The sequence below is a fragment of the Streptomyces sp. NPDC002520 genome (assembly GCF_053595235.1).
On record NZ_JBSFXG010000007.1, the window covers coordinates 180,879 to 203,782 of the forward strand.

A 22,904-nucleotide genomic window follows, 5' to 3' on the forward strand; every position below is an offset into this window, starting at 1 on the left:
ACAAGCCACACATCACCCGCACCCCGAACACCACCCAAGCCCCCCGGGATCTGCCGCGCTCTACCGCCTCAGCGACCGCCCGAACCCCGCGGCCAACGGCATCCTCAGACCGATCGGCGGCGGAGCCGCCAACGCATCCTCCACCGGCCTCGACACCGCGCACCCGAACAACGCGCCCATCACGAAGTCCACCGCAAGAGACAGGACTTCATCCCGGTGCTGATGCAACCCGTGCCCGTCGGAGTGCACTTCGAACCGGCACACCTGCCGGTTCACCTTCTTCGCGCGGGCCGCCAGCCGGAACGAGAGCTCCGGGTCGGTGCGTTCGTCGTTCGTGCCGTGCACGATCAGCACCCGCCGCCCCACCAGCTGCTTCACCGGCTCGGAGGGCGCGGCCACATCGTCCTCCGGCAGCCAGGGAGCCAGCGCGACAACGGAGTTGACCGCCTCGTGCCCGCCCGCCCGCAGTGCCGCCCGGCCGCCCATGTCCAGGCCCACCAGGCACACGGGGACGTCGCCGTAGCGTCGTACGACCTCCTCCGCGGCCCAGGTCGCGTCCCCGGCCAGATGGGCCTCGCTGCCGTTCCAGCCGCGGTAGCGGTAGTGGACGGAGTGGACGGCCAGCCCCTCCGCCCGTCCCGCGCGGGCGAACCTGCGGCCCAGGGAGCGCAGGACGGACATCGCCCGGACGGGGGACGGCCGGCGGGCCGAGACCTCCTCCCCGCCGGGGAGCAGCAGCACCGCTCCGCTCACCGCAGTCGGCTCGGGGCCGACTGCCTTACCCAGCCTGGCCGATCGGACCGGCGTCGCTTGCTGTCCCATAGCAGAACAGTGTCAGAAGGCGTGGTGTACAAAACCCGTCCCGGCGGTCACCGTTGGGTATCGACGGAAAAGTGTCCCTCGCGTACACCAGGTCCTCTACGCGCGTAGGCGCTACAGTGCGGAAATGACGAGCCAGACTGCACCGACCGGGACCGTCCCGGCGAATGCCACGGTGACCGTTCCGACGCCGGACCAGATCCGCCGGGCGCCCAAGGTTCTGCTGCACGATCATCTCGACGGCGGGCTGCGCCCCGGGACCGTCGTCGAACTCGCCCGGGAGAACGGCTATTCCGAACTTCCCGAGACCGACCCCGACAAACTGGCCATCTGGTTCCAGGAGGCCGCCGACTCCGGTTCGCTGGAGCGGTATCTGGAGACCTTCCGCCACACCGTCGCCGTGATGCAGACCCGCGAGGCACTCGTCCGCGTCGCCCGCGAGTGTGCCGAGGACCTCGCCGAGGACGGGGTCGTCTACGCCGAGGTGCGGTACGCGCCCGAGCAGCACCTGGAGGGCGGGCTGAGCCTCGAGGAGGTCGTCGAGGCGGTCAACGAGGGCTTCCGGCAGGGGGAGCGGCTCGCCCGGGAGAACGGCCGCCGCATCCGGGTCGGCGCCCTGCTGACCGCGATGCGGCACGCGGCCCGCTCCCTGGAGATCGCCGAACTCGCCAACCGCTACCGGGACTCGGGCGTGGCCGGCTTCGACATCGCGGGCGCCGAGGCCGGCTATCCGCCCACCCGCCACCTGGACGCCTTCGAGTACCTCAAGCGCGAGAACAACCACTTCACCATCCATGCCGGCGAGGCCTTCGGGCTGCCGTCCATCTGGCAGGCGCTCCAGTGGTGCGGCGCCGACCGACTCGGGCACGGGGTGCGGATCATCGACGACATCGAGGTCGCCGAGGACGGCTCGGTGCGGCTCGGGCGGCTGGCGTCGTACGTCCGGGACAAGCGCATCCCGCTGGAGATGTGCCCCAGTTCCAATCTGCAGACCGGGGCCGCGGCCTCGTACGCCGAGCATCCGATCGGGCTGCTGCGCCGGCTGCACTTCCGGGCGACGGTCAACACGGACAACCGGCTGATGTCGCACACCACCATGAGCCGGGAATTCGAGCATCTCATCGATGCATTCGGTTATACGCTCGACGATCTGCAGTGGTTCTCCGTCAATGCGATGAAATCAGCGTTCATTCCTTTCGATGAACGACTCGCGATGATCAATGACGTCATCAAACCCGGATATGCCGAACTGAAGTCCGAGTGGCTCTTCCAGTAGACCGCCTCCACCAGCGGTTCCTCCGATTCGGAAGGGTAGCGAAGGCTCGTTCGAGACCACGAAATGCGGACGCTCTTTCACGGGCCGTCCGCATTTCGGTGTTTGCGGGGCGCGGTCCGGCATGTTTACGGTCGAGGACCGCTCGGATCGTTTTTGATCATCCGTCTCCGCATTCAAGGACGCGTTCACGATGAAGCAGTCTGCTGCCAAGACCCTCGGTGTCGCCGCCCTCGGTGCCGCCTTCGCCGCCGTCGGCGCGGGTGCGGCCGACGCGGCCCCCGCCGCGCCGGGCGCCACGCAGGCCCTGGACACCGTCACCCAGGCGCTGCCGGCCGGCAATGTGACCCAGGCGCTGCCGGGCGCCGGTGAGGCCCTCGCCCAGGGGCAGGGTGCCGCCGTCACCGGGGTGGCCGCCGCGCGGCCGGTCGTGCAGAAGGTCCTCGCCCAGGGGCCGACCGCGCCGGTCGCCGGACTGCTCGGCGGGCTGCCGCTGCAGGGCCTGCCCACCCACGGCGTGCCGGTGAACGGGATCCCGCTCGGCTGACGCCGCGTCGGTGGTACGACGCCGCTGGGGCGCCCCGGAGCAGTCCGGGGCGCCCCAGCGGCGTTCGCACGCCGTGCTTCACCAGGCGGTGGAGCGGGCCTTGTCCTCGGACGGCAGCAGGAACCACAGGGCTATGTAGACCAGGAACTGCGGGCCCGGCAGCAGGCAGGACAGCAGGAAGATCACTCGCATCGTCGTCGCGGACGTGCCGAAGCGCCGTGCCAGCGCGGCGCACACGCCGCCGATCATGCGGCCGTGGGTGGGGCGGGCAAGGGCGGTCATGTCGGCTCCTCCGTCGTCGTCGGCTCGCTCCCGAGCCGGTGGCCGGGGCGGCCCGGTCGGCCGGCCCCGTCTGTTGTCCAGAGTAGGGAGACGAAGGGGACGAAGCGTCGCTCTACGGGGCTATCCCGACCCTGGGAATCGTCGGGGTCCGCCCCTGAGACGGCTCCTCCCGCGCGGTGACCTGCTCGTCCTCGCGGTCGACGTGCGCCTCCCGGCGCCGCAGCCAGGCACGTCCCGCCGGAACGACGGCCAGGTGGGCCAGCGCCACGCCCACCGTGTTCAGCAGCAGCGAGTCCACATCCACCACCCGGCCGGGCACGCCGGTCTGCAGCAGGGCTATGCCCAGCGAGATCAGGGCGCCCGCGGCCGCCGTACGGGCCAGGGAGGCGAGCGGGGAGACGGTGAGCCTGCCGTGCACCAGTGGCAGCAGCACGCCCAGCGGTGCGAGCAGCGCCAGCCCCTCACCGATGGGTCTGGCCGCCTTCGGCCAGCCCAGCGCCAGGTCGGCACGTATGCCCGCCAGCGGGTGCAGATTGGCGGGCATCACCCAGGGAACGTTCAGGGGCCGCAGCATCAACCAGGCGACGAGCGCGAGATGCGCGACGAGGAGGACGCCTCCTGTCACCCGGATACGGATCGCGGCGCTGCCGCCGACGGAGCCTTGACGCTGCACGCCGACGTAGACGCGGCGCCGAGTACGAACGGTTCCGCACGACCCCGCGCCCCTTGGAACCCCTGACGACAAGGCGCTCCAGCCGCGGCCCCGCGCTTCTCCGGCTCGCTCAGGGTGCCACCGTGAGTTCGGGCCCCGGGTGCGGCACGGTGAGTGCGTCGAGCAGGTGCTGGGCGTCGACAGGGACGGGCAGGGCCCGGCCGACGAGGTCGGCGGGGGTTTCGGGGTGGGTGGGGTTGATCCGCACGAGGCGTGCCCGGGGGAGGTGGCGGGTGAGGTGTTCGCCGGGCCATCGGATCACGCCGGGGGTGTTGAATCCGGCGCCGAACTCCAGGATGAGCAGACGGGTGCCGGAGGGGGCCGCGCCCAGCCAGTCCTGGAGGCGGCGGCCCGCGGCCAGGTAGGGGGCGTCGATGAACTCGGGGCCGATGCGGACGTTGATCTCGACCTCGCCGCCGCAGTTCGGGCAGCAGGGCAGGGCGTCGGGGTCGGTGACGGCGCCGGTGGCCGGGTCGTACGCGGCGAGGAGCCGTGCGACGAGGGGCCGGCTGTCCCAGACGGCGGCGGGGGTGCAGGGGGTGGTGCACTGGTAGCGGCCGTAGTCGCCCTGCGGGGTGAATATCCGGTCGGGGGCGAAGCCGTTACGGGCGAAGAGGCCGTCCACGTTGGACGTCATCACCCAGTGGTCCTTGTCGCCGACCAGTGCGCGCAGCCGCTGGTAGAGGGGGTTGGGGGCGGGTGAGAAGCGGATGTCGTCGATGTGGACGGCCCAGTAGCCCCACAGCAGCTCGGGCGGCAGGGGCACGCCGACGAGGTAGCGGGAGCGCAGGCCGAGGCGGTGCAGGGCGGGGAAGAGCTCCTGGAAGCGGTCTTCGTCGCCGTAGTCGTACCCGGCGGCGGCGCTGAGTCCGGCTCCGGCCGTGATCAGGACGCGGTCGGCCTCGGCGAGCCAGTCGCGCACCGTGCCGGCGGCGCCTTCCAGGTCGAAGGTGGGGTGGTTCATCGGCGCTGGATCCCTCCGGTCAGTGCACGGACGTAGGCGGCGCGGTCGTCGTTCGCGTACACGTTGAAGATCACGCGGTCGAGGCGTGCGGGGTGGCGGTCGAGCCAGTCGGCCACGGTGTTCAGGGCGATGCGGGCCGCGGGCGTCCTGGGGTAGCCGTAGACGCCGGTGCTGATTCCGCAGAACGCGACGGTGCGCAGGCCGTCCACCTCGGCGGCGAGATCGAGACAGGCGCGGTACGAGGCCGCCAGAGCCTGCTGGTGCCGCGGGAGCACGGGGCCGTCGACGATCGGGCCGACGGTGTGCAGGACGTAGCGGGCGGGCAGGTGGTAGCCCCTAGTGATCTTCGCGGTGCCGGTCGGCTCCGGGTGACCCTGCAGGGTCATGATCGTGTGGCAGTCGGCGCGCAGGCGGGGGCCGGCCGCGGCGTGGATGGCGTTGTCGATGCACGCGTGCATCGGGGCGAAGCAGCCGAGCAGGGCGCTGTTGGCGGCATTGACGACGGCGTCCGCGTCGAGGGTGGTGATGTCGCCCTGCCACAGCGACGTACGGTCGGCGGCCCGGTACGTGGTGCCGGGAAACGCGTCGCGGATGGTGGGGAGCGAGGCCGCGTCGGTGGTGTCGCGCGCCAGGCGTTCACCGGCCAGGAGCGCGTCCAGCACCTGGGCGGTCCGGGCGGGCAGCGGGTCCGGTTCCCGGACGGTCAGCACGGCGCGCAGCAGCCGCCGGGCGGCGGCGTCGTCGAGCCGGTCCGCCGCGCCGGGCCGCAACCCGGCCCGCGCCGCCACCGGGTCGTCGGCCAGCAGGTCGAGTGCCTCGCGGACCTGGTCGGCGGGCCGGGTGGCCGGGGCCTGCCGGGCGAGGGGCCGGAAGGGTTCGTCCAGGGTGACGGCGGTGCCGTAGGCGTCGAGCGGCAGTTCGATGGTGTGCACGAGAGTCTCCGGGCGGTGCGGGACGCGCCGCCGCGGCCACCCGGCGTTGCCGGGCCTGCGCGGGCGGCGCGTCCGTGCGGATTCGAGGGTTCCGGTGTGGAGTACGGCGGCGCGGTCGCCGCCCGCCCGGTCGTGGGTGTCAGAACAGGCCGTTGTCGTGGGGGAGTTCGGCCGCGATCGGGGCGATGACGTCCCAGTGCTCGACGATCTTGCCGTCGGCCACGCGGAAGAGGTCGTAGTACGCGACGGGGACACCGAACTCGCCCTCGGACTGGAGCAGGACGAACTCGCCCTCGGCGATGACCTTGTGGACGGTCTTGTAGACGAGGTTCTTGCCCTGCTCGGCCCACTTCGCGGCGGCGGCACCGAAACCGTCCAGGCCGTCGGCGGCCTCCGGGTTGTGCTGGTGGTAGGTCTCGGTCGAGATGTAGTCGGTGAGCACCGAGTAGTCGGCCTCGACCAGGATCTTCTGTGCGAACTCGGCGACCAGGGCGCGGTTGGCCTCGGTCGTCTCCGGCGCGGTGACCTCGGCGGGACCGTCGGTCTGCGAGCGGCCCGAGGCGGTGTTCTCGACCACCGGGGTCAGGGCGTCCCAGTGCTCGGCGAGCTTGCCGTCGGCGTCGACGCGGAAGATGTCGAAGGCGACCAGCGGTTCGGGGCCGAAGCCGTGGTACGTGCCGTGCAGGGCCACCAGGTCACCGTCGGCTATCACCCGGGCTCCCTCGTAACGGAAGCCCTCCGGCAGCCCGGCGACCAACTGGCGCAGGGCCTCGGGGCCGTCGGCGGCCAGGGCGCTGTGCTGGCGGTAGTCGGCGGCGACCCAGCGGTCCACCGCACTCGGGTCCTTCTGGCCGAACAGCTCTCCGGCGGCGGACAGGACGGTGTTCTTGGCGTTGCTCATGACGGGTCGTCTCCTTGCGAGGTCAGGTCATGGGTGGAGGGCTTGGTGACGGGTGTCGTCAGACGCTGGTCGAGTGCGGCGGTCAGGGAAGCGGCCGTGGAGGCCGCGCCGCCCATCTGGTCCGCGCCGTCAGCGGTGTGCAGCAGGAGCGTCGGGTAGGAGGTGACGCGCAGGCGGCGCAGTGCGCGGAAGTCGGCGCGGGCCTTCTCCCGGCCGGCCGGGGAAGCGAATGCCGCGGCCACGGCGTCCGCGTCCGCGCCGAACTCGTCGGCTATGTCCCGGTAGACCGCGGCGTCGGACAGGCTGCGGCCGTCGACGAACCACGCTCGTTGCACGGCCTCGGCCGCGTCGAGTTCGCCGATGCCGGGCTGGTCGCGCAGCGCGGACAGTCCCGCCGCCGCGGCGGCCGAGTCCAGCACGGTCGTCCCCTGCGACAGCGCGCGCTCATAGCCCGCGCCGAAGACGACACCGGTCAACCGCGCGATGCGGTCCCGCTCCGCCGGCAGGTTCGGGTAGGCCGCCACCGGCCGTACCCGGGCACCGGTGAAGAGGCCCGCCGACAGGACACCGAGCCGGACGCGGTGTGCGTTGTCCTCGGCGAACTCCCGCAGGGCCGGGCCGAAGCCGTAGCACCAGGGGCAGTACGCGTCGAAGGCGTACGTCAGCGAGGCTCGCTCCGCCGAAGGCATCACACTCCCCCTCTCGTGTCTCTTGCTGCTTTCCGACATCGTCTTGATGCCGGATGAGCTGACACCTCTAAATTAGGGGCGGTGAACAGGGTGACTCAGATACGCTGACGACTCACGATGGTCAAAAAACGACATGATGCCGATCGCGGCATCCCGGAGATCTCCTTCGCCGCGCCCGCCGGAACCCCCGCGGGCGTCGAAGTGCTGCCCCTCGCGGACCTGAGCCGGCGCGTGCCCGCCGAACGGCTCACCGCTCCCCAGCGCCCGGACTTCCACCACCTGATCACCCTCACCGGCGGAACCCTGTGGCACACGGTCGACTTCACCGCCTACGCCCTCGACCCCGGCTCCTGGCTCTGGGTACGCCCCGGCCAGGTCCAGCAGTGGGGCGACCTCACCCACGCCGAAGGCACCCTGATCCTGTTCCGCCAGGACTTCCTCGACCCGGCCACCACCGACGGCGCCCGCCTGGAGGACCCCCACGCCCCGATCCTGCGCCGTCCCCTTCCCGACGACGTCGCGGCCCTGCGGCTGGCCGCCGACCACCTCACCGCCGAGTTCCACGCACTCGGACGCCTGCCCCTGGAGATCCACACCGCGGCCATGCGCCACCTGCTGGCCGTCCTCGTCCTGCGCCTGGCCCACCTCACCGCGCCCGCCGGAAGTCCCGCACCCGAACCCGACGCCACCTATCTACGGTTCCGTGACGCCCTGGAGCGGGACTTCACCCGCACCCGCCGGGTCGAGGACTACGCCGAGGCGCTCGGCTACTCGGCCCGCACCCTCTCCCGCGCCACCCTCGCCGTCGCCGGCCTCGGCGCCAAGGAGTTCATCGACCGTCGCGTCGTCCTCGAGGCCAAGCGCCTCCTGGCCCACAGCGACCGGACCTCCGCCCGCATCGCCGACCACCTCGGCTTCTCCAGCGCGACCCACTTCAGCAAGTACTTCCACCAGCGCACCGGACAGACCCCGATCGCCTTCCGCAGCAGGGTCCGCGGGCACGCCGCGAAGTGAGACCCGGACCGGCCCGGGAACAGGCCGGGCGGGCCGTGCCCAGCGGCCACGTCCCAGGGCGTCGCGGTGCCGTCAGCCGCCCGCGGTGACCTCGCTGGACGGGGGCTCCACGGTGCCCGGACGGTTGCGGACGTCGTCGGTGCACTCGTAGCGGCGCGGGGGTTCGGTGCCGGGGCCGCCGAGGACGACCGAGCCGTCGCCCTCCGCCGCGGCCGAGTCGGAGAGCGTGCACACGACCTGGGCGAGGGAGTACGCGGAGAGCCGGCCCGGGGCCGTGCTCAGGCGCAGTGCCTCCTCAGGGTCCCCGTGGCCCGGTCCGGACACGCTCAGGCCGCCCGGCACGTACGTCAGGTAGCCGGCCGCCCGTTCCGGGGCCGACGGGGACGCGGCCAGCTGGTCCAGCAGCCCCTGCGCGATCATGACCCGGCGTTTGGCGTCCGGGGTGCCCTCCGGGACGCGGACCGTCCGGTCGACGGTCACCAGGGACGACCCGCACAGCAGGAAGACCTGGACGGGCACCCCGTGCGAGGACTGCGTCGACAGGTCGGGGCCGGTCAGCGAGCACGGGACCCGCGAGGGCGCCGCGCCGAAGTCCGTCGGCACCTCGGTGGGCCGGATCCCGCACCCGGTGAGAAGCGCGCCGAGGAGGGGCAGCGCCAGCAGCCGTCGTACCGTCGTCGCGTTCACGACCCCTCCTTCCCGCGGCCCTCGGCCTCGTCGTCCTTGTCGCACTCGGTGTCCTGCTCGGTCAGCCGCGAGGCGTGCTGGGGCAGCCGCAGGGTGAACACCGCGCCGCCCTCGGGGGAGTTGGCCGCGGTGATCTCGCCGCCGTGGATGTGCGCGTTCTCCAACGCGATGGACAGACCCAGGCCGCTGCCCTCGGAGCGCGGCCGGGAGGCGCTGGCCTTGTAGAACCGGTCGAAGACGTGCGGCAGGACCTCCTCGGGGATGCCGGGCCCGTGGTCCCGCACGGCGATGACCAGGTCGGCGTCCTCCTTGTCGTCCATGCGCACCGACACCCGCACCGGCGATCCGCCGTGCTTGAGCGCGTTGCCGATCAGGTTGGCGAGGATGACGTCGAGGCGGCGCGGGTCGAGCTGGGCGTGGATGCCGCGCTCGGCGTCGAGTTCGACGGCGTCCAGCCAGGCGCGGGCGTCGATGCACGCGGTGATCTGGTCGGCGATGTCGACGTCGTCCAGGACCAGCCGCGCGGTGCCCGCGTCGAAGCGGGTGACCTCCATCAGGTTCTCGACCAGGTCGTTCAGCCGCCGCGTCTCGCTGACCACCAGCCGGACCGCGGGCTCGATCATCGGGTCGATGCCGCCGGCCTCGGAGTCCAGCTCCTCCTCCAGCACCTCCGTGACGGCGGTGATCGCCGTCAGGGGCGTGCGCAGTTCATGGCTCATGTCGGCCACGAAGCGGCGGGAGGCCTCGTCCCGGGCGGCCATGTCGGCGACCCGCTTCTCCAGCGCCTCGGCCGCGTTGTTGAACGTCCGTGACAGATCGGCGAGTTCATCGGTCCCGGACACCCGCAGCCGGGTGTCCAGCCTGCCCTCGCCGAGCCGTCGCGCGGCCACCCCGAGCCGGTGCACCGGCTTCAGCACGGTCGTGGCGGCGGCCTGGGCGAGCAGCGCCGAGCCGATCAGCGCGAGACCGGTCGCGATCCCCAGCGACCAGGCGAGCGAGTTGAGGTCCTTCGCCTCCGGCTCCAGCGACTTGGCCATGTATCCGGTCGGGCCGCCGCCTATCACCTTCGTACCGGCCACCAGATAGGGCGTGCCGTGGCTGACGATCCGCTGCCAGTACAGGTGGTACGACGCCGTGTTGCCGCCGGTCACCTTCTGCCGCTTGTCCACCGCGGCCCGCAGCGACCCGGGCACGTCCTCCAGCGAGAAGCCGTTGATCCCGCCCGAACTGCCGTACACCGTCTTGCCGTTCGGGTCCTGGCCGACCAGCAGCACGCTGAAACGCTGACTGCTGCCCGCCATCTGGCCCGCCGCGCGCTGCAGTTCGTCCTGGGAGGGGTGCACGGGCAGGGCGCCGGCCCGGTTCTGCATCTCCTGCTGGAAGTCGCGCAGCACCGCGTCCTGGGCGCGGGTGAGCACCGCCTCCCGGTTCAGCCAGTAGGCGATGCCCGACGCGGACACCGCGGCGGTCAGCGCGACCAGCCCGAAGACGAGGACCAGCCGGAGCCTGAGGCTGGTGAACCGCAGCCGTGACAGCCTTCCTTTGCGCCCCGCGGCCCAGCCGCGCAGCCCCCCTCGCGTATCGGTCACTGAGGAGCGTCCAGGCGGTAGCCGACACCACGGACGGTACGGATCAGGGTCGGGGACGAGGGCACGTCCTCCACCTTGGCGCGCAGCCGCTGCACACAGGCGTCCACCAGGCGTGAGTCGCCCAGGTAGTCGTGCTCCCACACGAGCCGCAGCAGCTGCTGCCGCGACAGCGCCTGACCGGGCCGCCGGCTCAGCTCCAGCAGCAGCCGCAGCTCGGTCGGCGTCAGCTGGAGGTCCTCGCCGTTCTTGGTCACGGTCATCGCCGACCGGTCGATGACAAGGCTGCCGAAGGACGCCGAATCGCTGGACTCGCGCTCCCCGCGCCGCAGCACGGCGCGGATCCGGGCGTCCAGCACCCGGCCCTGCACGGGCTTGACGACGTAGTCGTCGGCGCCGGACTCCAGCCCGACCACCACGTCGATGTCGTCGCTCCGCGCGGTGAGCAGGATGATCGGCAGCTGGTCGGTGCGCCGGATGCGCCGGCACACCTCGAACCCGTCGATGCCGGGCAGCATCACGTCCAGCACGATCAGGTCCGGCCGCTGCTCGCGCAGCAGCTTCAGACCGTCCTCACCGCTGGCAGCGGTGGCCACTCGGTGTCCCTGACGCGTCAGGGAGAGCTCCAGGGCCGTGCGGATGGCGTCGTCGTCCTCGATCAGCAACAGGGAAGGCACGGGCTCATTCTGGCCCATGGAGGGGCTCTCGTACGACCCACCCGCATCGCGCCCTCTCGACCGCCGTCACCTGTGCGCCTCCTGTGACACCTCCGGGACCGGGCCCTGTGACAGGTCTGTGACAGTCGGCGGACATGGCCATGAAGGTCGATCGGCAAGCTTTTCGACACCGGCAGGAGAGCAAGCACCGCCGATCAGGCCGGCACCGGAAGTCCACGACGGGGAGCGCGAGATGAACACGCTGCACAGCATGAGCACCAGCGCCGTGGTCACGCGTCTGCACGACGTGCACCGGAGTTCGGAGAAGTCCGGCGCCGTGAGCCCGCGGGGGTGCGCTCGCGGCGCCGGGCGTCAGCACACCGGTTACATGACGGTGGTTGACGCGTACACGGGGGAAACACACGGGGGAAGCGCGTACAGGGAGGACCCGGGGGAGCGCCGCTCGCTGACGGAGGAGGAGTTCACCGCCTACGTCCAGGAGCGCCGCGCCTCCCTGTACGCCACCGCCTACCACCTGACCGGTGACCGCTTCGAGGCCGAGGACCTGCTGCAGAGCGCGCTGTTCTCGACGTACCGGGCGTGGGAGCGGATCAGCGACAAGGCGGCCGTCGGCGGATACCTCCGCCGCACCATGACCAACCTGCACATCAGCGCCTGGCGGCGCCGCAAGCTCAACGAGTACCCGACCGAGGAACTGCCGGAGACGCCCTCCGACACGGACGCGATGCGCGGCACGGAGCTGCGCGCGGTCCTGTGGCAGGCGCTGGCCCGGCTGCCCGAACTCCAGCGCACCATGCTGGTGCTGCGCTACTACGAGGGCCGCACGGACCCGGAGATCGCGGAGATCCTCAACATCAGCGTCGGCACGGTCAAGTCCAGCATCTGGCGCTCGCTGCGCCGGCTGCGCGAGGACGAGGTCCTCAGCTTCGGCCGTGACGAGGAGGACGCCTTCGGCGAGCTGGTCGCCTGAAGGTCCGGGGGAAACGGGGGAAACGGGGGACCACTGGGGGGTGGGCCCACGGGGGAAACACGGGGGAACGCAGGAACGGGACCGGAGGGCCGCAGGGTCCGCCCGGTCCCGCTTCTGTGTGTACGGGGAACCCGCGCGTACGAGCCCTACGCCGCCGTCTGCTGTCGCGTCGTCCGGCCCGCCGCGGCCGCCGCCAGCCGGCTCAGCGCCTCGTCCCGGTCGCAGGGGTGAGCGCCCAGGGCGACCTGACGGGCCACGATCGAACGCTCGGCGCGCATCAGCCGCCAGCCCCGCCGCAGCAGGAACGGCACCGACTTGCGGCCCTCCTTCAGATCGCGGACGAAGCGCCGTCGGAAGGTGGTGAACGGGCCGCGGGACAGACACAGCGCGTCCGCCAGCATGCCCAGCTCACGGCAGCGCGCGATGATCTCGGCGGCGAAGATGCCCTCCGCGATGAACAGCGAGGTACGGCCGATGTGCAGCGTCTCCTCGCCGGTGCGGGCGCTCAGCGAGATGTCGTACACCGGCACGGACGTCGACCCGGTGGCACACAGCCGCTTGATCGCCTCGACGGCGGCGTCCGCGTCCCACGACAGCGGGTGGTCCCAGTCGATGTCCGAACTCCCCTCCACCAGCGGCAGGGTGGGGTCGTCGGCTTCCTTGTAGAAGTCGTCGAGGCGCAGCACGGGAAGCCCGGAGCGGGCGGCGACCAGGGACTTGCCCGAACCCGAGGGGCCGCACAGCAGCACGACACGGGCGGGGGACGGGGGATGAATGCTCACGGAACACCAGTTTGACGCATGGGGGGCCTCCTGCCGAGCCCGCGGGTCGGCTTTTGAGCGTGAGTCACACCTCAACTACCCTACGTGTCGACCGCATTACCCTGCGCACCCGAAGGTGGCACCAGCGATGGCCCGACACACTTTCCCCCAGCACCCCACCGCGCAGCGCGCCCTGATCGCCCTCGCGACCACGGGGGCGGCACTGGCGGCGGGCGCGGCAACGGCACACGCGGAGGCGGGCGCCCCGGCCGTGGACGTCCCGCTGCGGCCCACCTCGCTCGGCGCGATCGACCCGCAGGCCGGTCTCCACGCCCTCACCGGCACCGTCGGCCACGTCACCGGCACGGTCGCCGCCCTCAAGCCCAACCCGCTCGCGGGTACGGGCGTCGACCCCCTGGACAACGGGGTGGGGACGCAGGTGGCCGACTTCAAGTCGGTCGGCTCACGGACGCTGACGGCGCCGATCGCCCAGGCGCCATCCGTGGGCAGCGTCCCGGTGGTAGGGCAGGTCCTCGGAGCCCTGGGGCACTGAAGCGCCCTGAAGGGGCGCGGGGAACCGCGCGATCAACCATCCGCGACCCGCAGTCGGCAGATCACGGCAGCTCCCCGCCGCTACCCCGTCAGTAAGAAGACCCCGACGCTCCCAGCGACCCCGTCGGGTGCCACACCGTCTTCGTCTCCAGGAACGCCGTCATCCGCTCGGTTCCGGGCGTCTCGAAATAATCCACAGCCTGTGGACGCAGCACCCGCTTCAGATTGTCGGCCGCCGCGATCTCCAGCTCCTTCGCCAGCACCTCGTCCGCGCCCGCGAGGTCGATCGCGTTGACGTCCTGGTGCGCGGCCAGTGGCGCGGCGATCTCCGCCGTACGGCCGGACAGGACGTTGACGACACCGCCGGGGACGTCGGAGGTCGCCAGCACCTCGCCCAGGGAGAGGGCGGGGAGCGGGGCCTTCTCGGAGGCGATCACGACCGCCGTGTTGCCGGTGGCGATCACCGGGGCGAGTACGGAGACCAGGCCGAGGAAGGACGACTCCTGCGGGGCCAGGACGGCGACCACGCCGGTCGGCTCCGGGGAGGAGAGGTTGAAGAACGGGCCCGCGACCGGGTTGCCGCCGCCGACCACCTGGGCGATCTTGTCGGTCCAGCCCGCGTACCAGACCCAGCGGTCGATCGCGGCGTCCACGACCGCGGCGGCCTTCGACTTCGACAGGCCCTCCGCGTCCGCGACCTCCCGGACGAACTGCTCCTTGCGGCCCTCCAGCATCTCCGCGACACGGTAGAGGACCTGGCCGCGGTTGTACGCCGTCGCGCCCGACCAGCCGCCGAACGCCTTGCGCGCGGCGACGACCGCGTCACGGGCGTCCTTGCGGGAGGACTGGGGGGCGTTCGCCAGCCACTTGCCCTTGGAGTCGGTCACCTCGTACACCCGGCCGCTCTCGGAACGCGGGAACTTCCCGCCGACGTACAGCTTGTAGGTCTTGAAGACCGACAGTCGGGGCTCGGTCTTTTCGGTCTTCTCAGACATCGAGGTACGCCTCCAGGCCGTGGCGGCCGCCCTCGCGGCCGAAGCCCGACTCCTTGTAGCCGCCGAACGGCGAGGTCGGGTCGAACTTGTTGAACGTGTTGGACCAGACGACACCGGCGCGCAGCTTGTTCGCGACGGCCAGGATCCGGGAGCCCTTCTCGGTCCAGATGCCCGCCGAGAGGCCGTACTGCGTGTTGTTCGCCTTGGCGACCGCCTCTTCGGGCGTGCGGAAGGTGAGGACCGACAGCACCGGGCCGAAGATCTCGTCGCGGGCGATGGTGTGCGCCTGGGTGACGTTCGTGAAGAGCGTCGGGGCGAACCAGTAGCCGGACGACGGGAGTTCGCAGGCCGGCGACCACCGCTCGGCGCCCTCCGCCTCGCCCTGGTCGGCCAGCGTGCTGATCCGGGCCAGCTGCTCGGCGGAGTTGATCGCGCCGATGTCGGTGTTCTTGTCCAGCGGGTCGCCGAGGCGCAGCGTGGACAGGCGGCGCTTGAGGGAGTCCAGCAGCTCGTCCTGGATCGACTCCTGGACGAGGAGGCGGGAGCCGGCGCAGCAGACCTGGCCCTGGTTGAAGAAGATGCCGGTGACGATGCCCTCGACGGCCTGGTCGATGGGGGCGTCGTCGAAGACGATGTTGGCGCCCTTGCCACCCAGTTCGAGGGTCAGCTTCTTCTTCGTGCCGGCCACCGTGCGGGCGATCTCCTTGCCCACGGCGGTGGAGCCGGTGAAGGCGACCTTGTTCACGTCCGGGTGCGCGACCAGCGCGGCGCCCGCGTCACCGTACCCGGGAAGGATGTTGACGACACCCTTCGGCAGGCCCGCCTGGCGGCAGATGTCGGCGAAGAACAGGGCGGACAGCGGGGTCGTCTCAGCGGGCTTGAGGACGACCGTGTTGCCGGTCGCCAGCGCCGGGGCGATCTTCCACGCCAGCATGAGGAGGGGGAAGTTCCAGGGGATGACCTGGCCGGCGACGCCCAGCGGACGCGGGTCGGCACCGAACCCGGCGTGGTCGAGCTTGTCGGCCCAGCCCGCGTAGTAGAAGAAGTGCGCGGCGACCAGCGGGAGGTCCGCGTCGCGGGTCTCCTTGATCGGCTTGCCGTTGTCCAGCGTCTCCAGGACGGCCAGCTCACGGCTGCGCTCCTGGACGATGCGGGCGATGCGGAACAGGTACTTGGCGCGCTCGGAGCCGGGCAGCGCCGACCACTTCTCGAACGCCTTGCGGGCGGCCTTCACCGCGCGGTCGACGTCGGCCTCGCCGGCCTGGGCGACCTCGGAGAGGACCTCCTCGGTGGACGGGGAGACCGTCTTGAAGACCTTGCCGTCGGTGGCCTCGGTGAACTCGCCGTCGATGAAGAGGCCGTAGGAGGGGGCGATGTCGACGACGGAGCGGGACTCGGGCGCCGGCGCGTACTCGAAGAGAGATGCCATGATGATCAGTCCACCGTCACGTAGTCGGGGCCGGAGTAGCGGCCGGTGGCCAGCTTCTGGCGCTGCATCAGCAGGTCGTTGAGGAGCGAGGAGGCGCCGAAGCGGAACCAGCGGTTGTCCAGCCAGTCCTCGCCCGCGGTCTCGTTGACCAGGACCAGGAACTTGATCGCGTCCTTGGTGGTCCGGATGCCGCCCGCGGGCTTCACGCCGACCTGCACGCCGGTCTGGGCGCGGAAGTCGCGCACCGCCTCCAGCATCAGCAGGGTGTTGGCGGGGGTCGCGTTGACGGCGACCTTGCCGGTGGACGTCTTGATGAAGTCGGCCCCCGCCAGCATGCCCAGCCAGCTCGCCCGGCGGATGTTGTCGTACGTCGACAGCTCGCCGGTCTCGAAGATGACCTTCAGCCGGGCGCTGGTCCCGCAGGCCTCCTTCACGGCGACGATCTCGTCGTACACCTTCAGGTACTTGCCGGCGAGGAACGCGCCCCGGTCGATGACCATGTCGATCTCGTCGGCGCCCGCGGCGACGGCCTCACGCACGTCGGCCAGCTTGACGTCGAGCGCGGCACGGCCGGCCGGGAAGGCGGTGGCGACCGAGGCGACCTTGACGTCCGGAACTCCGCCGGCGGCAAGGATCGCCTCCTTGGCGACGGCCACCATGTCGGGGTAGACGCAGACGGCCGCGGTCATGGGGGCCGTCCGGTCCGTCGGGTCCGGGTGGACCGCCTTGGCGCCGAGCGCCCGGACCTTGCCCGGGGTGTCCGCGCCTTCCAGCGTCGTCAGGTCGACCATCGAGATGGCGAGGTCGATGGCGTACGCCTTCGCGGTGGTCTTGATGGAACGGGTGCCGAGAGACGCGGCGCGCGCCTCCAGGCCGACCGTGTCGACGCCGGGCAGCCCGTGGAGGAAGCGGCGCAGCGTGCTGTCGGACGCGGTGACGTCGGCGAGAGCGAGTGCTGGGGATGCAGTGGTGGGCATGGTCACCAGACGAGCATATCTACGCGCGTAGCGGCTGTACACCCCGGGGAGCGGTTCCGATGGAGCGCCGTGCGGTGCGCGGACCTCAGGGGCGCGGGGAACCGCGCGAGCAGCCACCGGCAACCCGCACCCGCGCACGGACAGGTCCCCCACGACGCCTGGGCCCCCGGCTGAGCCCCGCGGGCATGATGCACAATCGGGGCCATGACGACCCCGGACCACCAGTCACCCGCGTCACAGCCGCCGGCACCCACCGCCAAGGACCGGATCTATCGCTCGCCCCTGGCGCTCGTGGGCGGCGTGCTGCTGCTCGCGCTCGTCGCCTGGCTCGGCGTCGACGGGTTGGTCCGCGGCCACGGGCGCACACCGTGGCTGGCGCTCGCCGGGATGATCCTGATCTTCCCGCTGGTGACCGCCTTCACGCTGCGTCCGGCCGTGTTCGCGAACGAGGACCGGCTGCGGGTGCGCAACCCGTTCCGGGTGATCGTCCTGCCCTGGGGCGAGATCGAGACCCTGCGCTCCGGCTACTCCAACGAGGCCGTCGTCAAGTCCGGCACCAAGTACCAGCTGTGGGCCGTCCCCGTCTCGCTCCGCGCCCGCAAGAAGGCGACGCGCCGCCAGGCCCAGGCGGCGGCCGACGCGGCCCGCGCCGCCCGCGGCGAGCGGCCCCGCGGTGGGATGTTCGGGGGTGCCGGCGGGTTCGGAGGTGCCGGTGGATTCGGTGGCGGTGCCGGTACGGACACCCCTGCCGGGCCCGTCCGCGCGGAGACCGACAAGATCATGGACGACCTGCGCGGGGACCTGGAGCGGCGTCGTACGGAGGAGTCGGCTCAGGGCGAGGTCACGGTGCGCTGGGCGTACGAGGTGATCGCCCCGGCGGTCGCGGGCGCGGTGCTGCTGGCGATCCTGTTGGCGATCGGCTGAGGTCCGGCTGACGCCGTTACGCTCTGGCGTACGGGAGGAAGTCGGCCCAGGCGGTGGATCCGCAGAGTCACTGGTCCCGGACATGCGGAAATGCAGAAATGCGGAAATGCGGAAATGGGGTGCCCCGGGACCAGGGCACCCCATCGATGTCGTACGGCTGCGCCTCAGATACCGGCCGCCGCCGACAGATCCCGCTTGATCGCGGCGAGCAGCTCGCTCGCCCGGGCGTGCGCGGCCGGGAGGGCGGTGTGGTCCGCGACCGGGACGACGACCTCCAGGTAGCACTTGAGCTTGGGCTCGGTGCCGCTCGGGCGGACGATGACGCGGGCGCCGTCGAGGGTGTAGCGCAGACCGTCGGTGGGCGGCAGCGTGGCCGTGCCCTGGTTGAGGTCCTCGGCGTGGACGACCGGCAGGCCCGCCAGCTCCGTGGGCGGCTGCTCGCGCAGGCGGCGCATCGCGTCGGAGATGACCGAGAGGTCCTCGACACGGACCGACAGCTGGTCGGTGGCGTGCAGGCCGTGCTCCACGGCGAGGTCGTCGAGGAGGTCGACGAGGGTGCGGCCCTCCTCCTTGAGCACGGAGGCCAGCTCGGTGATGAGCAGGGCGGCGGTGATGCCGTCCTTGTCGCGCACGCCCTCGGGGTCGACGCAGTAGCCGAGGGCCTCCTCGTAGCCGTAGCGCAGGCCGTCCACGCGGGCGATCCACTTGAAGCCCGTCAGGGTCTCTCGGTACGGCAGCCCCGCCTTCCCGGCGATCCGGCCGAGGAGGGAGGAGGAGACGATCGACTCGGCGAACACGCCGCTCACGCCGCGCCGGACCAGGTGGGCGGCGAGCAGGGCGCCGACCTCGTCGCCGCGCAGCATCCGCCAGTCGCCGCCGTCCTTGACGGCCACCGCGCAGCGGTCGGCGTCGGGGTCGTTGGCGATGATCAGGTCCGGGTCGCTCACGCGGGCCTGCGCGAACGACAGGTCCATCGCGCCCGGCTCCTCCGGGTTCGGGAAGGCGACCGTCGGGAAGTCCGGGTCCGGCTCGGCCTGCTCGGCGACGAGCACCGGCGCGGGGAAGCCGGCGCGGGCGAAGGCGGCCACCAGGACGTCCCGGCCGACGCCGTGCATGGCCGTGTACACGGTACGGGCGGTGCGCGGGGAGTCCGCGGCCAGGACGGCGTCCGTACGGGCCAGGTAGGCGTTCAGGACGGAGTCGTCCAGGGTCTCCCAGCCCGCGTCCGGGCGGGGGACGTCGTGCAGGGAGACGATCGCGTCGATCTCGGCGGCGATCTCGGCGTCGGCGGGCGGGACGATCTGGGAGCCGTCGCCGAGGTACACCTTGTAGCCGTTGTCCCGCGGCGGGTTGTGGCTGGCGGTGACCTCCACGCCGGCGACCGCGCCCAGATGCCGTATGGCGAACGCCAGGACGGGGGTGGGCAGGGGGCGGGGGAGGACCGCCGCGCGCAGGCCGGCGCCGGTCATGACGGCGGCGGTGTCCCGGGCGAAGTCGGCGGACTTGTGGCGGGCGTCGTAGCCCACGACGACGAGTCCGTCGCCCTGCCCCTTGCTCCTCAGGTAGGCGGCGAGGCCCGCGGCGGCGCGGATCACGACGCTGCGGTTCATGCGCATCGGGCCGGCGCCGAGTTCACCGCGCAGGCCCGCGGTGCCGAACTGGAGGGTTCCGCCGAACCGGGCCGCCAGCTCCGTGACGTCACCGGCGTCGATCAGCCCGGCGAGTTCCTCGCGGGTCTCCGCGTCGGGGTCCTCGGCGAGCCATGCCTTGGCCTTGGCGATCAGATCGTCGTGCACCTGGGGATCAACCTCTCCTGTGTGTGTTTGCCCACCAGTCCCGCCCGCCGCCTGCCGGCTCGTTCGGCCGGGAGGCGGACGGGCGGGGTCGCGCCCGGCGCCGTCGCGGCGCCGCGGACCTGCTTACAGCCGGCCCAGCACCTGCGCCAGCAGCTGGCCCATACGGGCGGCCGAGTCGCGGCCGGCCTGGAGCACCTCTTCGTGGTTCAGGGGCTCGCCCGTCATGCCCGCCGCGAGGTTGGTGACCAGGGAGATGCCCAGCACCTCGGCGCCCGCCTCACGCGCGGCGATGGCCTCGAGGACCGTGGACATGCCGACGAGGTCCGCACCGATGACCCGGGCCATGCGGATCTCCGCCGGGGTCTCGTAGTGCGGGCCGGGGAACTGCGCGTAGACACCCTCCTCCAGGGAGGGGTCGATCTCCTTGCACAGGGCGCGCAGACGCGGGGAGTACAGGTCGGTCAGGTCGACGAAGTTGGCGCCGACGATCGGGGAGGTCGCCGTCAGGTTCAGGTGATCGCTGATCAGGACCGGCTGGCCGGGGCGCATGCCCTCGCGCAGACCGCCGCAGCCGTTGGTGAGGACCACGGTCTTGCAGCCGGCGGCCACGGCCGTACGGACGCCGTGCGCGACGGCGGCGACGCCACGGCCCTCGTAGTAGTGCGTGCGGCCGAGGAAGACCAGCGCGCGCTTGTCACCGAAGGAGTACGAGCGGATCTTGCCGCCGTGTCCCTCGACGGCCGGCGGCGGGAAGCCGGGCAGCTCTGTGACCTGGAACTCGGCGTCGGGTGCGCCCAGGGCGTCGACGGCGGGAGCCCAGCCGGAGCCCATCACGAGGGCGACGTCGTGGGTCTCGGCGCCCGTCAGCTCGCGCAGGCGCGCGGCGGCGGCGTCGGCGGCGGCGTGGGGGTCGCCCTGGATGTCGTCCGGAAGAAGAGATGCGTTCACGCGTCGAGGGTAGCCGGTTTACGCCTACGCGCGTAGATGCCAGAGGTCACGGGATCGCGATCGTTGTCTTGTCGTTTCCGACGAAACCGTTCCGTGGGCAGGACGGTCACTCGTCGGTGATGAGGACGTCCTTGTCATTGAAGACCTCGACGATGAAGATCAGCAGACGGCCTCGGCTGACCGTGTACTCCACGAGGATGTTCTGCGTGAGGCGGATCGTACGGTCGTCGCCGGTGGAGCCTATGGGCCGCGACACGGAGAGGAAGGGGTCGCGGGCCAGAAGGGCGATGCCCTTGTCGAACGAGGTGCGCTGCCGGTCGTCCAGGCGGTCGCGGGCCTCGGCGGCCTGCACCGTGTAATAGACGTCATACGTGGTGGGGGTCATGCGTACTCCCGATGGTGCGTCGGCTACCCAAGTCTAAGGAGCCGACTTCCGTCAGCACGGCCTCTTGCGCAGCTCCATCACGTAATCGTGTGGCGCCCCGGCCGATTCCGCCGCATCGGCGATCTCGCCCAGGTACCGGGCCGAGGGCAGGCCGCCCTCGTAGCCGTTGAGGACGTACGCCCAGGCCTGCTCCTCGCCGTCCAGCGTGTGCGCGCGCAGCCGCACGCGCCGGTAGATGCCGAGGTCGACGCCCTCCCAGCGGTCCAGCGACTCCTCGTCCATCGACGCGATGTCGTACAGGCCGACGAAGACCTGCGCACCGGGCTCCTCGACGATCGTCGCCAGCGCGCCCTCCCAGCCCAGCTGTTCGCCGCCGAAGGTCAGCCGCCAGCCGTTGAGCCAGCCGGTGGCGCGCAGCGGGGAGTGCGGGGCGCGGCGGGACATCAGCCGCGTTTCGAGGTTGCCGGCGTACGCGGCATAGAGCGACATGGGGGAGAGCGTACGGCAGCGGAAAACTCGCGCGTCACACGTCCCCGGGGTCCCGCTCGCCCCGTCGGCGGCGCCCCCGGGCAGTGGCACCTTGAGGCGTGCGGGACAATGGGGTACGTGACTCGGATCGTGATCATCGGTGGCGGACCCGGCGGATACGAAGCGGCGCTGACGGCGGCGCAGCTCGGCGCGGAGGTGACCGTCGTGGACTGCGACGGTCTGGGCGGGGCGTCGGTGCTGACCGACTGCGTACCGTCGAAGACCCTTATCGCTACGGCCGAGGTGATGACCACCTTCGACTCCTCCTACGAGGAGCTGGGCATCATCGTGGCCGACGACACCCCGCACATCGAGCAGCCGGCCCGCGTCGTCGGTGTGGACCTCGGCAAGGTCAACCGGCGTGTGAAGCGCCTCGCGCTCGCCCAGTCCCACGACATCACCGCCTCCGTCACGCGGGCCGGCGCCCGGGTCATGCGCGGGCGCGGCCGGCTGGAGGGCATGCAGGCCCTCGACGGCTCTCGCAAGGTCGTCGTCAGCGCCGCCGACGGCAGCGAGGAGACCCTCATCGCCGACGCCGTGCTCATCTCCACCGGCGGTCACCCGCGCGAGCTGCCCGACGCCCAGCCCGACGGCGAGCGCATCCTGAACTGGACCCAGGTCTACGACCTCACCGAACTGCCGGAAGAGCTGATCGTGGTCGGTTCCGGTGTCACCGGCGCCGAGTTCGCCGGCGCGTACCAGGCGCTCGGCTCCAAGGTCACCCTGGTCTCCTCCCGCGACCGCGTGCTGCCGGGCGAGGACCCCGACGCCGCCGCCGTCCTCGAGGACGTCTTCCGCCGCCGCGGCATGAACGTCATGGCCCGCTCCCGCGCGCAGTCCGCCAAGCGCGTCGGCGACCGCGTCGAGGTCACCCTCGCCGACGGCCGCGTGATCACCGGCACCCACTGCCTCATGGCGGTCGGCGCCATCCCGAACAGCGCCGGGCTCGGCCTGGAGGAGGCCGGCGTCAGGCTGAAGGAGTCCGGGCACATCTGGACCGACCGGGTCTCGCGCACCTCCGCCCCGGGCGTCTACGCGGCCGGCGACGTCACCGGTGTCTTCGCCCTCGCGTCCGTCGCCGCGATGCAGGGCCGTATCGCCATGTACCACTTCCTCGGCGACACGGTGAGCCCGCTGAACCTCAAGACGGTCTCCTCGAACGTCTTCACCGACCCCGAGATCGCCACCGTCGGCTACTCCCAGGCGGACGTCGACGCGGGCAAGATCGACGCCCGGGTCGTGAAGCTGCCCCTGCTGCGCAACCCGCGCGCCAAGATGCAGGGCATCCGGGACGGCTTCGTGAAGATCTTCTGCCGACCCGGCACCGGGATCGTCGTCGGCGGTGTGGTCGTCGCGCCGCGCGCCTCGGAACTCATCCACCCCATCTCGATCGCCGTCGACAACAATCTGACGGTCGAACAGATCGCGAACGCGTTCACGGTGTACCCCTCCCTTTCGGGGTCGATCGCCGAGGTCGCGCGACAGCTCCACACGCGAAAGGCCAGCGCGGAGGCCTGACGGCGGGCGCGAACTCCCCGCTGGTCACGGGGAGTTGC

General features: G+C 71.7%; 25 protein-coding genes. 7 read left to right on the plus strand and 18 right to left on the minus strand.

Annotation, left to right across the window (positions count from 1 at the left end):
• Nucleotides 1-60 precede the first annotated feature (60 nt).
• Complete coding sequence (locus ACWD5D_RS13315) at nucleotides 61-822, minus strand: alpha/beta hydrolase (protein ID WP_451372778.1); 762 nt, start codon at nucleotides 820-822, stop codon at nucleotides 61-63.
• 124 nt (nucleotides 823-946) lie between these two features.
• Here ACWD5D_RS13315 and ACWD5D_RS13320 point away from each other — a divergent pair, with 124 nt between their 5' ends.
• Nucleotides 947-2,095 (plus strand): adenosine deaminase, encoded by a 1,149-nt coding sequence (locus ACWD5D_RS13320; protein ID WP_451372779.1) that lies wholly within the window; start codon nucleotides 947-949, stop codon nucleotides 2,093-2,095.
• Nucleotides 2,096-2,285: 190 nt separating this feature from the next.
• Nucleotides 2,286-2,639, plus strand: coding sequence for an ATP-binding protein (locus ACWD5D_RS13325; protein ID WP_451372780.1), 354 nt, complete (start codon nucleotides 2,286-2,288; stop codon nucleotides 2,637-2,639).
• A gap of 78 nt (nucleotides 2,640-2,717) precedes the next feature.
• Here the strand turns inward: ACWD5D_RS13325 and ACWD5D_RS13330 are convergent, their stop codons facing one another.
• The 6 genes from ACWD5D_RS13330 to ACWD5D_RS13355 all read right to left on the minus strand — a co-directional run bounded on the left by ACWD5D_RS13330 (nucleotide 2,718) and on the right by ACWD5D_RS13355 (nucleotide 7,119).
• Complete coding sequence (locus ACWD5D_RS13330) at nucleotides 2,718-2,921, minus strand: PspC domain-containing protein (RefSeq protein WP_451372781.1); 204 nt, start codon at nucleotides 2,919-2,921, stop codon at nucleotides 2,718-2,720.
• A 112-nt stretch (nucleotides 2,922-3,033) separates the two neighbouring features.
• A complete protein-coding gene (locus ACWD5D_RS13335; RefSeq protein WP_451372782.1) occupies nucleotides 3,034-3,594 on the minus strand; it encodes a VanZ family protein in 561 nt (186 codons plus the stop codon).
• 109 nt (nucleotides 3,595-3,703) lie between these two features.
• On the minus strand, nucleotides 3,704-4,597 hold the full coding sequence (locus ACWD5D_RS13340) for an NAD-dependent protein deacetylase of SIR2 family (protein WP_451372783.1): 894 nt from the start codon (nucleotides 4,595-4,597) through the stop codon (nucleotides 3,704-3,706).
• Nucleotides 4,594-5,529 (minus strand): protein-ADP-ribose hydrolase, encoded by a 936-nt coding sequence (locus ACWD5D_RS13345; RefSeq protein WP_451372784.1) that lies wholly within the window; start codon nucleotides 5,527-5,529, stop codon nucleotides 4,594-4,596. Before ACWD5D_RS13345 ends, ACWD5D_RS13340 begins: the two co-directional genes overlap by 4 nt.
• Before the next feature lie 139 nt (nucleotides 5,530-5,668).
• Nucleotides 5,669-6,430 carry a nuclear transport factor 2 family protein gene (locus ACWD5D_RS13350; protein WP_451372785.1) on the minus strand — a complete coding sequence of 254 codons (762 nt, stop codon included), beginning with the start codon at nucleotides 6,428-6,430 and terminating at the stop codon, nucleotides 5,669-5,671.
• On the minus strand, nucleotides 6,427-7,119 hold the full coding sequence (locus ACWD5D_RS13355; RefSeq protein WP_451372786.1) for a DsbA family protein: 693 nt from the start codon (nucleotides 7,117-7,119) through the stop codon (nucleotides 6,427-6,429). The genes ACWD5D_RS13350 and ACWD5D_RS13355 overlap by 4 nt, the downstream gene beginning before the upstream one ends.
• Before the next feature lie 117 nt (nucleotides 7,120-7,236).
• Here ACWD5D_RS13355 and ACWD5D_RS13360 point away from each other — a divergent pair, with 117 nt between their 5' ends.
• Entirely contained in the window at nucleotides 7,237-8,133 is an 897-nt protein-coding gene (locus tag ACWD5D_RS13360; protein WP_451372787.1) for a helix-turn-helix transcriptional regulator, read from the plus strand.
• A gap of 72 nt (nucleotides 8,134-8,205) precedes the next feature.
• On the opposite strand, the gene ACWD5D_RS13365 is transcribed toward ACWD5D_RS13360, so the two are convergent.
• The 3 genes from ACWD5D_RS13365 to afsQ1 are packed head-to-tail and all read right to left on the minus strand — an operon-like array spanning nucleotide 8,206 to nucleotide 11,083.
• Nucleotides 8,206-8,820 carry a hypothetical protein gene (locus ACWD5D_RS13365; protein ID WP_451372788.1) on the minus strand — a complete coding sequence of 205 codons (615 nt, stop codon included), beginning with the start codon at nucleotides 8,818-8,820 and terminating at the stop codon, nucleotides 8,206-8,208.
• Nucleotides 8,817-10,409 carry an ATP-binding protein gene (locus ACWD5D_RS13370; RefSeq protein WP_451372789.1) on the minus strand — a complete coding sequence of 531 codons (1,593 nt, stop codon included), beginning with the start codon at nucleotides 10,407-10,409 and terminating at the stop codon, nucleotides 8,817-8,819. Before ACWD5D_RS13370 ends, ACWD5D_RS13365 begins: the two co-directional genes overlap by 4 nt.
• Entirely contained in the window at nucleotides 10,406-11,083 is a 678-nt protein-coding gene (afsQ1, locus tag ACWD5D_RS13375; RefSeq protein ID WP_365248795.1) for a two-component system response regulator AfsQ1, read from the minus strand. Before afsQ1 ends, ACWD5D_RS13370 begins: the two co-directional genes overlap by 4 nt.
• Before the next feature lie 232 nt (nucleotides 11,084-11,315).
• On the opposite strand from afsQ1, the gene ACWD5D_RS13380 reads away from it, so the two are divergent.
• Nucleotides 11,316-12,053 carry a SigE family RNA polymerase sigma factor gene (locus tag ACWD5D_RS13380; RefSeq protein ID WP_451372790.1) on the plus strand — a complete coding sequence of 246 codons (738 nt, stop codon included), beginning with the start codon at nucleotides 11,316-11,318 and terminating at the stop codon, nucleotides 12,051-12,053.
• 146 nt (nucleotides 12,054-12,199) lie between these two features.
• On the opposite strand, the gene ACWD5D_RS13385 is transcribed toward ACWD5D_RS13380, so the two are convergent.
• A complete protein-coding gene (locus ACWD5D_RS13385; protein ID WP_451372791.1) occupies nucleotides 12,200-12,835 on the minus strand; it encodes a uridine kinase family protein in 636 nt (211 codons plus the stop codon).
• A gap of 127 nt (nucleotides 12,836-12,962) precedes the next feature.
• Here ACWD5D_RS13385 and ACWD5D_RS13390 point away from each other — a divergent pair, with 127 nt between their 5' ends.
• Nucleotides 12,963-13,367, plus strand: a complete 405-nt coding sequence (locus ACWD5D_RS13390; protein WP_451372792.1) for a hypothetical protein — start codon at nucleotides 12,963-12,965, stop codon at nucleotides 13,365-13,367.
• Nucleotides 13,368-13,455: 88 nt separating this feature from the next.
• Here the strand turns inward: ACWD5D_RS13390 and ACWD5D_RS13395 are convergent, their stop codons facing one another.
• The 3 genes from ACWD5D_RS13395 to deoC are packed head-to-tail and all read right to left on the minus strand — an operon-like array spanning nucleotide 13,456 to nucleotide 16,773.
• The gene (locus ACWD5D_RS13395; RefSeq protein WP_451372793.1) at nucleotides 13,456-14,361 is read right to left on the minus strand and encodes an aldehyde dehydrogenase family protein; all 906 of its coding nucleotides are present in this window, start codon (nucleotides 14,359-14,361) and stop codon (nucleotides 13,456-13,458) included.
• Entirely contained in the window at nucleotides 14,354-15,790 is a 1,437-nt protein-coding gene (locus ACWD5D_RS13400; RefSeq protein ID WP_451372794.1) for an aldehyde dehydrogenase family protein, read from the minus strand. Before ACWD5D_RS13400 ends, ACWD5D_RS13395 begins: the two co-directional genes overlap by 8 nt.
• A gap of 5 nt (nucleotides 15,791-15,795) precedes the next feature.
• Entirely contained in the window at nucleotides 15,796-16,773 is a 978-nt protein-coding gene (gene deoC, locus ACWD5D_RS13405; protein WP_451372795.1) for a deoxyribose-phosphate aldolase, read from the minus strand.
• 198 nt (nucleotides 16,774-16,971) lie between these two features.
• On the opposite strand from deoC, the gene ACWD5D_RS13410 reads away from it, so the two are divergent.
• Nucleotides 16,972-17,691 carry a PH domain-containing protein gene (locus ACWD5D_RS13410; RefSeq protein WP_451372796.1) on the plus strand — a complete coding sequence of 240 codons (720 nt, stop codon included), beginning with the start codon at nucleotides 16,972-16,974 and terminating at the stop codon, nucleotides 17,689-17,691.
• 164 nt (nucleotides 17,692-17,855) lie between these two features.
• Here ACWD5D_RS13410 and ACWD5D_RS13415 read toward each other — a convergent pair whose 3' ends face one another.
• The 4 genes from ACWD5D_RS13415 to ACWD5D_RS13430 form a co-directional block, all read right to left on the minus strand.
• Nucleotides 17,856-19,487, minus strand: coding sequence for a phospho-sugar mutase (locus tag ACWD5D_RS13415; protein WP_451372797.1), 1,632 nt, complete (start codon nucleotides 19,485-19,487; stop codon nucleotides 17,856-17,858).
• 123 nt (nucleotides 19,488-19,610) lie between these two features.
• Nucleotides 19,611-20,435 carry a purine-nucleoside phosphorylase gene (locus ACWD5D_RS13420; RefSeq protein ID WP_451372798.1) on the minus strand — a complete coding sequence of 275 codons (825 nt, stop codon included), beginning with the start codon at nucleotides 20,433-20,435 and terminating at the stop codon, nucleotides 19,611-19,613.
• A gap of 106 nt (nucleotides 20,436-20,541) precedes the next feature.
• The gene (locus ACWD5D_RS13425; protein ID WP_451372799.1) at nucleotides 20,542-20,820 is read right to left on the minus strand and encodes a type II toxin-antitoxin system RelE family toxin; all 279 of its coding nucleotides are present in this window, start codon (nucleotides 20,818-20,820) and stop codon (nucleotides 20,542-20,544) included.
• 51 nt (nucleotides 20,821-20,871) lie between these two features.
• The gene (locus tag ACWD5D_RS13430; protein WP_451372800.1) at nucleotides 20,872-21,309 is read right to left on the minus strand and encodes a gamma-glutamylcyclotransferase; all 438 of its coding nucleotides are present in this window, start codon (nucleotides 21,307-21,309) and stop codon (nucleotides 20,872-20,874) included.
• Between the two features lie 108 nt (nucleotides 21,310-21,417).
• On the opposite strand from ACWD5D_RS13430, the gene ACWD5D_RS13435 reads away from it, so the two are divergent.
• Nucleotides 21,418-22,866, plus strand: a complete 1,449-nt coding sequence (locus tag ACWD5D_RS13435) for an NAD(P)H-quinone dehydrogenase (RefSeq protein ID WP_451372801.1) — start codon at nucleotides 21,418-21,420, stop codon at nucleotides 22,864-22,866.
• Nucleotides 22,867-22,904 lie beyond the last annotated feature (38 nt).